Source organism: Scandinavium sp., assembly GCF_051650185.1.
Lineage (GTDB): Bacteria > Pseudomonadota > Gammaproteobacteria > Enterobacterales > Enterobacteriaceae > Scandinavium.
In genome coordinates this window covers 1-7,965 of record NZ_JBOFIN010000110.1, presented here as the reverse complement: position 1 = coordinate 7,965, position 7,965 = coordinate 1, and the positions used below count along the sequence as shown (strand labels likewise).

Below are 7,965 nucleotides of genomic sequence, written 5' to 3'. Positions count from 1 at the left end.
ACGAAAGTGGGGGTTATCGACCTGAAGAAAAGGTCGATAACCATGGGTAAAGGATGTTAAATAGTGTTCACCATGTCCCCGAACACCTGTCTACCATGTCTCCGGACCGTACACCCCAAAGGGGCGAGGGGACAGAGTGGAGCTGGTTTTGACTTTCTCCCTCTCCATTTAGGGAGAGGGCCGGGGTGAGGGGGAGCAGGCCGCACAGGTCCCACGTTTATCTCCACCCACAAGCTAAAAAGGCGCTATTGCAGCGCCTTTTTTTATTTCGTCCGCAACTGTGTGCATAATAAAAAGAAAACAGGAGCTGCTATGTCACTGCAAAATCTAACTCGTTTTCCGCGTCTGGAATTTATCGGCGCACCCACTCCGCTGGAGTACCTGCCTCGTTTCTCTGACTATCTGGGGCGCGATATTTTCATCAAGCGTGATGATGTGACGCCAATGGCGCTGGGGGGCAATAAACTGCGTAAACTGGAGTTTCTGGCTGCCGATGCGCTGCGCGAAGGCGCCGACACGCTGATTACTGCGGGTGCAATCCAGTCTAACCACGTGCGTCAGACTGCCGCCGTGGCCGCGAAGCTTGGCCTCCATTGTGTTGCTTTGCTGGAAAATCCTATCGGCACTAAAGCCGAGAACTACCTGACGAACGGCAACCGCCTGCTGCTTGACCTGTTCAACGCGCAGGTCGAGATGTGCGACGCGCTGACCGATCCTAATCGCCAACTGGAAGAGCTGGCGACGCGTGTGGAAGCGCAAGGCTTTCGTCCTTATATCATTCCGGTCGGTGGCTCAAATGCTCTTGGTGCGCTCGGCTATGTGGAAAGCGCGCTTGAGATTGCGCAGCAGTGTGAAGGCGCGGTATCGCTTTCTTCGGTGGTGGTGGCTTCCGGGAGCGCAGGCACGCATGCGGGTCTCGCGGTGGGCTTAGAGCAACTGATGCCGGATGTTGAACTTATCGGCGTGACGGTTTCCCGCAGCATCGCCGATCAAAAACCGAAAGTGGTGACGTTGCAGCAGGCTGTGGCAGAAAGTCTGGAACTTAAAGCCAGGGCAGATATCACGCTCTGGGATGACTATTTCGCTCCGGGCTACGGCACGCCGAATGACGAAGGGATGGAAGCTGTTAAGCTGCTGGCGCGTCTGGAAGGCATTTTGCTCGACCCGGTGTATACCGGCAAAGCGATGGCCGGGCTGATTGACGGTATCAGCCAGAAGCGCTTTAAAGATGAAGGCCCAATCCTGTTTGTTCACACGGGCGGTGCTCCGGCGCTGTTCGCTTACCATCCTCATGTTTGAGTAAGAACACCATAATGCAAGAAAGTATCCAACTGGTTATCGACTCGCTGCCGTATCTGCTGAAAGGAGCGGTGTTTACCCTCCAGCTCAGCATCGGCGGGATGTTTTTTGGTTTAGTGCTGGGGTTTGTGCTGGCGCTGATGCGCATGTCGCCGATTGGCCCGGTGCGCTGGCTGGCACGGTTCTATATCTCGATTTTTCGCGGCACGCCGCTTATCGCCCAGCTGTTCATGATTTATTACGGCCTGCCGCAGTTTGGCATTGAGCTGGACCCGATTCCGGCGGCGATGATTGGCCTGTCGCTCAATACTGCGGCGTATACGTCTGAAACGCTGCGTGCGGCTATCTCGTCTATCGATAAAGGGCAGTGGGAAGCCGCGGCGAGTATTGGGATGACGCCGTGGCAGACGCTGCGTCGCGCCATTCTCCCGCAGGCTGCACGTGTGGCGTTGCCGCCCCTGTCCAACAGCTTTATCAGCCTGGTGAAAGACACCTCGCTGGCGGCGACCATTCAGGTGCCAGAGCTGTTCCGCCAGGCGCAGCTGATCACCTCGCGCACGCTGGAAGTGTTCACCATGTATCTGGCCGCTTCGCTGATCTACTGGGTGATGGCGACGGTGCTTTCTGCGCTGCAGAACTACTTTGAAAACCAGCTCAACCGCCAGGAGCGTGATCCAAAATGAGTGCTATTGACGTAAAAAACCTGGTGAAAAAATTCCACGGTCAGACCGTGTTGCACGGTATCGATTTGGAAGTGAAAGAGGGGGAAGTGGTGGCGATTATCGGGCCAAGCGGCTCGGGGAAAACCACGCTTTTACGCAGCATTAACCTGCTTGAACAACCTGAAAGCGGCACGATTCGGGTGGGCGACATCACCATTGATGCAGCTCGTCCGCTGAGCCAGCAAAAGGGGCTAATTCGTACGCTTCGCCAGCATGTGGGCTTTGTGTTCCAGAACTTCAACCTGTTCCCGCATCGTACGGTGCTGGAGAACATCATTGAAGGGCCGGTGATTGTCAAAGGTGAGAACAAAACCGAAGCAACGACGCGTGCGCGTGAGCTGCTGGCCAAAGTAGGGCTGTCGGGCAAAGAGACCAGCTATCCTCGCCGTCTTTCCGGCGGGCAGCAGCAGCGTGTGGCAATAGCTCGTGCGTTAGCGATGCGCCCGGATGTTATTTTATTCGACGAACCGACCTCGGCGCTGGACCCGGAGCTGGTGGGCGAAGTGCTCAACACCATCCGCCAACTGGCGCAAGAGAAGCGCACGATGGTGATTGTGACCCACGAAATGAGCTTCGCCCGCGACGTTGCTGACCGGGCCATTTTCATGGATCAGGGGCGTATTGTTGAACAAGGCGAAGCCAAATCGCTGTTTGCTAATCCTCAGCAGCCGCGTACCCGTCAGTTCCTCGAAAAATTCCTCATGCAGTAATCCTTTCCTCTAACTGTAAAACCAGGCGGCCTGATTTTCAGGCCGCTTTATCGTGAATAATTCAATTTGATTTAAGGGGCGAAAATAGCCTTTATAACATCAGGCTTATTGCTCAGGCCGCGTGCCGCAACGGTTTTATCCGCCAGTTTGTTTGTCGTCAGCCGATCGTTTCAGATTATTTTCCCTGACCGCGATATTTTACATATATAAATAAGAGTTATGTGTTAATTTGATGCATTCATAAGAATGATTATCAATCAGGAGTTTTCTCGTCGGTATGAGGGACATTGATTTTTTCCAGTGGCGGAAGGAGATCTCGCAGCAATTTCAGGCTGCCGGGACAAACGAACAGGTCTATACGATATTGCAGCAGCAGGCACACGAGCTGGAATATGACTGGTTCGCGCTTTGTGTGCGACATCCCGTGCCTTTTACTCGCCCCAAACTTTCGCTGCAAACGACCTATCCCAAAGACTGGATGGCGCATTATCACGCCGAAAATTATTTTGCTATCGATCCGGTATTAAAAGCAGAGAATTACCTGAACGGGCATTTGCCGTGGAACGACCGCTTATTCCGCGATGCGCCAGATTTATGGGATGCCGCTCGTGACCACGGCCTGCGCAAGGGGATTACTCAGTCACTGATGCTGCCTAATCGTGCGTTAGGATTTTTATCGGTGTCGCGGGAAAGCAACCAGGCGAACCCCTATTCGGATGCAGAGACTGAGTTGCGCCTGCAGACGTTAATGACGCTGAGCCTTGGGGCATTGGTGCGTCAGGAAGATACGACGGTGATGGCACCAGAAATGAAATTCAGCAAGCGTGAGCTGGAAATTTTGAAGTGGACGGCTGAAGGGAAAACGTCAGCGGAAATCTCCATCATCCTGTCGATTTCTGAGAATACCGTGAACTTTCATCAAAAGAATATGCAGAAGAAATTTAACGCGCCGAACAAGACCCAAATTGCCTGTTATGCCGCGGCGATTGGTATCATCTGACCGCCTCTGATGTTCTGCGTGCCAGATGCAAAACCGGCTGCCCTGAGCAGCCGGTGCACCTTTACTGACGGTAAGCTTGTTTAATCTGCTTAACGGTGCTGGAAAATACGGCCGCCTGAGCTTCATCTTCCATCTGCGCGATTTGCTTCTCCATCTTAATAATCACGCGCCCGGCGTCAGCCTGACCCATCGCCTGCAGCATCAGCGTCAGCAGCGCTTTCATGCAGGAAACTTCCTGGGACAGTTGTTGATTATTTTCAGCAGTGGAAAAATCAGGAGTGCTCATCTATTTCCTCGTTGGATTTCTGCGCGTTTACGCGGGGTGTAACGATAAAGGGCGCGCAGTATACCACAGGCTTTGCGCAAAGCGGGAGTGCTTGAGTTTTGTTCTCTGATCAGAGGTGCTTACGCGCAATATTCTGAAGTTTACGCAGCGGCAGTTAGCTTATTTGTAGAAATCAGGTTCCTGCTCGGTTAATTATTGTTACATAATTCTCATCGTATTTATCATCTGCGTAAAATGTCGCGTTTTCAGGAAATTTTTGAATAAAACTGTTTAAAAAACCGATTGTCGTATCTCTCTGTTTTGTGGTTGTTTCCAGTTTTTGTACAGTCTAATTTCCAGAAACCCGAGTAAAATCTTTAATGGAACATTTTTAGGCTTTCCCCCGCAGGATAAAACCCGTTAATATGGTGACGAATTTAGAAACAGTAGCGTTATCCCTATTCTGGAGATTATTCCTTTGATCAACGTCCTTCTTGTTGATGACCACGAACTAGTGCGCGCAGGGATACGACGCATTCTGGAAGATATAAAGGGTATTAAAGTTGTCGGCGAAGTTAACTGTGGTGAAGATGCGGTGAAGTGGTGCCGTAGCAACCCGGTTGATGTGGTGTTGATGGATATGAACATGCCCGGCATCGGTGGGCTTGAAGCAACACGTAAAATCGCACGTTCCACGGCCGATACTCGAGTCATCATGTTAACCGTTCATACGGAAAATCCACTCCCGGCGAAAGTCATGCAGGCAGGAGCCGCTGGCTATCTGAGCAAAGGCGCCGCACCACAAGAAGTGGTAAATGCCATTCGTTCAGTGTTTGCGGGTCAGCGTTACATCGCGTCTGACATTGCTCAGCAAATGGCGCTGAGTCAAATTGAGCCTGAAAAAACAGAATCACCCTTCGCCAGTTTGTCTGAACGTGAATTGCAGATTATGCTGATGATCACCAAAGGTCAGAAGGTCAATGAGATCTCAGAACAGCTGAATCTCAGTCCTAAAACGGTGAACAGTTATCGCTATCGGATGTTTAGCAAATTAAACATTCATGGTGATGTTGAACTGACGCATCTGGCAATTCGCCATGGCCTGTGCAATGCGGAGTCGTTAGCAAGTCAGTGAGTGATGTTTTTGATTCAAAAGCCTTTCTGAAAACCGTGACCAGCAAGCCTGGCGTGTATCGTATGTATGATGCCGGCGGCACGGTTATTTATGTGGGCAAAGCCAAAGATCTGAAAAAACGCCTCTCCAGTTACTTCCGCAGCAATCTTGCCTCGCGCAAAACGGAAGCTCTGGTGGCGCAGATTGCTCAGATAGACGTCACCGTCACCCACACCGAAACCGAAGCGCTGCTGCTTGAACATAACTACATCAAGTTGTATCAGCCGCGCTATAACGTGTTGCTTCGTGACGACAAATCCTACCCGTTTATTTTCCTGAGCAGCGATACACACCCGCGGCTGGCGATGCACCGTGGTGCCAAACACGCCAAAGGTGAATATTTTGGCCCATTCCCGAATGGCTACGCAGTACGCGAAACGCTTGCGTTGCTGCAAAAAATCTTCCCTATTCGCCAATGTGAAAACAGCGTCTATCGCAACCGCTCGCGTCCTTGCCTGCAATATCAGATTGGCCGCTGTCTGGGGCCGTGTGTCGCTGGGTTGGTGAGCGAAGAAGAGTATGCCCAGCAGGTCGACTACGTGCGTTTATTCCTTGCGGGTAAGGATGAGCAGGTAGTGAATCAGCTGGTGGCCCGTATGGAAAAGGCCAGCCAGGCGTTAGCGTTTGAAGAAGCGGCGCGAATTCGTGACCAGATCCAGGCGGTTCGCCGGGTAACCGAAAAACAATTCGTCTCGAATGAAGGTGATGATCTCGACGTTATCGGCGTGGCCTTCAATGGCGGAATGGCCTGTGTCCACGTGCTCTTTATTCGTCAGGGGAAAGTGCTGGGTAGCCGCAGCTATTTCCCGAAAGTACCGGGCGGAACTGAACCTGCGGAAGTGGTTGAAACATTCGTAGGGCAATTTTATTTACAGGGTAGCCAGGCGAGAACGCTCCCCGGCGAGATCCTGCTTGACTTCAATTTAGGCGATAAAACGCTGCTGGCGGACTCCCTGACGGAACTTGCTGGCAGACGCATCCATATTCAAACCAAACCACGTGGTGACCGCGCCCGCTATCTTAAATTGGCTCGCACGAACGCAGCGACAGCGCTAGTAACCAAACTGGCCCAGCAATCTACCATCACTCAACGTTTGCAGGCGCTGGCAACAACCCTGAAGTTGCCAGAAGTGAAGCGTATGGAATGTTTTGATATCAGCCATACGATGGGCGAACAAACGGTCGCCTCCTGCGTGGTCTTTGACAGCAATGGCCCCCTGCGTGCTGAATATCGGCGTTATAACATCACCGGGATAACGCCGGGTGATGATTACGCGGCAATGAATCAGGTGTTGCGTCGTCGTTATGGCAAAGCCATTGAAGAAAGTAAAATTCCGGACGTTATCCTGATTGATGGCGGTAAAGGCCAACTGGGGCAGGCGAAGCAGGTTTTCGCTGAGCTGGATGTGACCTGGGATAAACATCATCCGCTGTTGTTAGGCGTGGCAAAAGGCAGTGACCGTAAAGCGGGGCTGGAAACGCTGTTTTTCGAACCGGAAGGTGAGGGCTTCAATTTACCGTCTGACTCCCCGGCGCTGCATGTTATCCAGCATATTCGAGATGAGTCGCACGATCATGCGATCACCGGGCACCGTAAAAAACGGGCTAAAGTGAAAAGCACCAGTTCGCTTGAGACGATTGAAGGCGTGGGGCCAAAGCGCCGCCAGATGTTGTTGAAATATATGGGCGGGCTGCAAGGTTTACAAAATGCGAGCGTCGAAGATATTGCAAAAGTGCCGGGCATTTCGCACGGTCTGGCAGAAAAGATCTTCTACTCGTTGAAACATTAGGGGCTCTGTAGCAACATAGGGCTAATTTTACTGACAACAGATAGTTACCGTCGCCATGCAATTTAATATCCCTACGTTGCTCACCCTGTTCCGCGTTGTCCTGATCCCATTTTTTGTGTTGGCGTTCTATCTGCCTTTCACCTGGGCTCCTTTTCTGTGCGCACTGATTTTCTTCGTTGCCGCTATCACCGACTGGTTTGATGGCTACCTGGCTCGTCGCTGGAATCAGAGTACCCGTTTTGGCGCGTTTCTTGATCCTGTGGCGGACAAGGTGATGGTCGCCATTGCGATGGTGCTGGTGGCGGAGCATTACCACGCATGGTGGGTCACATTGCCTGCCGCGACCATGATTGCCCGTGAAATCATCATTTCTGCACTGCGCGAATGGATGGCGGAACTGGGTAAGCGAAGCAACGTGGCTGTATCGTGGATTGGCAAAGTGAAAACGACGGCTCAAATGGCCGCGCTGGTATGGATGCTGTGGCGTCCGAATGAGTGGGTAGAGTGGGCGGGAATTGGCCTGTTTATGGTTGCTGCGGTACTGACGCTGTGGTCGATGTTCCAGTATCTGAATGCCGCGCGTGGGGATTTGCTTGATCAGTGATCGTTTCGACGTAAATTTCAGCAAACGATCCTGTGCGTTGAAAAATATCGTTGACTCATTGCGTCATGTCAGTAGAATGCAACGCATCGAACGGCAGCACAGCTTGCCAGACGGTAACAAAATCAAATGATTAACTTCATCTGATTCTGCGGGAATAGCTCAGTTGGTAGAGCACGACCTTGCCAAGGTCGGGGTCGCGAGTTCGAGTCTCGTTTCCCGCTCCAGTTTAAAAACATCGGCAGTTGCGGGTGTTAGCAATATCGGCGCGTTAGCAAAGCGGTTATGTAGCGGATTGCAAATCCGTCTAGTCCGGTTCGACTCCGGAACGCGCCTCCACTTTATTTCCCGAGGCCGGATGGTGGAATCGGTAGACACAAGGGATTTAAAATCCCTCGGCGTTC

8 protein-coding genes and 2 tRNA genes are annotated in these 7,965 nt (G+C 52.0%); 9 read left to right on the top strand and 1 reads right to left on the bottom strand.

Features of this window, described 5'->3' with window-relative positions:
• Nucleotides 1-312 precede the first annotated feature (312 nt).
• The 4 genes from dcyD (at nt 313) to sdiA (ending at nt 3,731) form a co-directional block, all read left to right on the top strand.
• Entirely contained in the window at nt 313-1,299 is a 987-nt protein-coding gene (gene dcyD / locus ACRCWW_RS14930; RefSeq protein WP_438683105.1) for a D-cysteine desulfhydrase, read from the top strand.
• Between the two features lie 14 nt (nt 1,300-1,313).
• A complete protein-coding gene (gene tcyL, locus ACRCWW_RS14925; RefSeq protein WP_404657993.1) occupies nt 1,314-1,982 on the top strand; it encodes a cystine ABC transporter permease in 669 nt (222 codons plus the stop codon).
• The gene (gene tcyN / locus ACRCWW_RS14920; protein ID WP_438683104.1) at nt 1,979-2,731 is read left to right on the top strand and encodes an L-cystine ABC transporter ATP-binding protein TcyN; all 753 of its coding nucleotides are present in this window, start codon (nt 1,979-1,981) and stop codon (nt 2,729-2,731) included. Before tcyL ends, tcyN begins: the two co-directional genes overlap by 4 nt.
• Before the next feature lie 277 nt (nt 2,732-3,008).
• The gene (sdiA, locus tag ACRCWW_RS14915) at nt 3,009-3,731 is read left to right on the top strand and encodes a transcriptional regulator SdiA (protein WP_438683103.1); all 723 of its coding nucleotides are present in this window, start codon (nt 3,009-3,011) and stop codon (nt 3,729-3,731) included.
• Between the two features lie 61 nt (nt 3,732-3,792).
• Here the strand turns inward: sdiA and ACRCWW_RS14910 are convergent, their stop codons facing one another.
• Nucleotides 3,793-4,017, bottom strand: coding sequence for a DUF2594 family protein (locus ACRCWW_RS14910; protein ID WP_330984405.1), 225 nt, complete (start codon nt 4,015-4,017; stop codon nt 3,793-3,795).
• A 457-nt stretch (nt 4,018-4,474) separates the two neighbouring features.
• Here ACRCWW_RS14910 and uvrY point away from each other — a divergent pair, with 457 nt between their 5' ends.
• The 5 genes from uvrY to ACRCWW_RS14885 all read left to right on the top strand — a co-directional run bounded on the left by uvrY (nt 4,475) and on the right by ACRCWW_RS14885 (nt 7,900).
• On the top strand, nt 4,475-5,131 hold the full coding sequence (gene uvrY, locus ACRCWW_RS14905) for a UvrY/SirA/GacA family response regulator transcription factor (RefSeq protein ID WP_330984404.1): 657 nt from the start codon (nt 4,475-4,477) through the stop codon (nt 5,129-5,131).
• Nucleotides 5,128-6,960 carry an excinuclease ABC subunit UvrC gene (gene uvrC / locus ACRCWW_RS14900; protein ID WP_438683102.1) on the top strand — a complete coding sequence of 611 codons (1,833 nt, stop codon included), beginning with the start codon at nt 5,128-5,130 and terminating at the stop codon, nt 6,958-6,960. Before uvrY ends, uvrC begins: the two co-directional genes overlap by 4 nt.
• Nucleotides 6,961-7,015: 55 nt before the next feature.
• Entirely contained in the window at nt 7,016-7,564 is a 549-nt protein-coding gene (gene pgsA, locus ACRCWW_RS14895) for a CDP-diacylglycerol--glycerol-3-phosphate 3-phosphatidyltransferase (protein WP_330984402.1), read from the top strand.
• A 148-nt stretch (nt 7,565-7,712) separates the two neighbouring features.
• Nucleotides 7,713-7,788: transfer RNA gene (locus tag ACRCWW_RS14890), tRNA-Gly, on the top strand.
• Between the two features lie 38 nt (nt 7,789-7,826).
• A tRNA-Cys gene (locus ACRCWW_RS14885) sits at nt 7,827-7,900 on the top strand.
• Nucleotides 7,901-7,965: the final 65 nt, after the last annotated feature.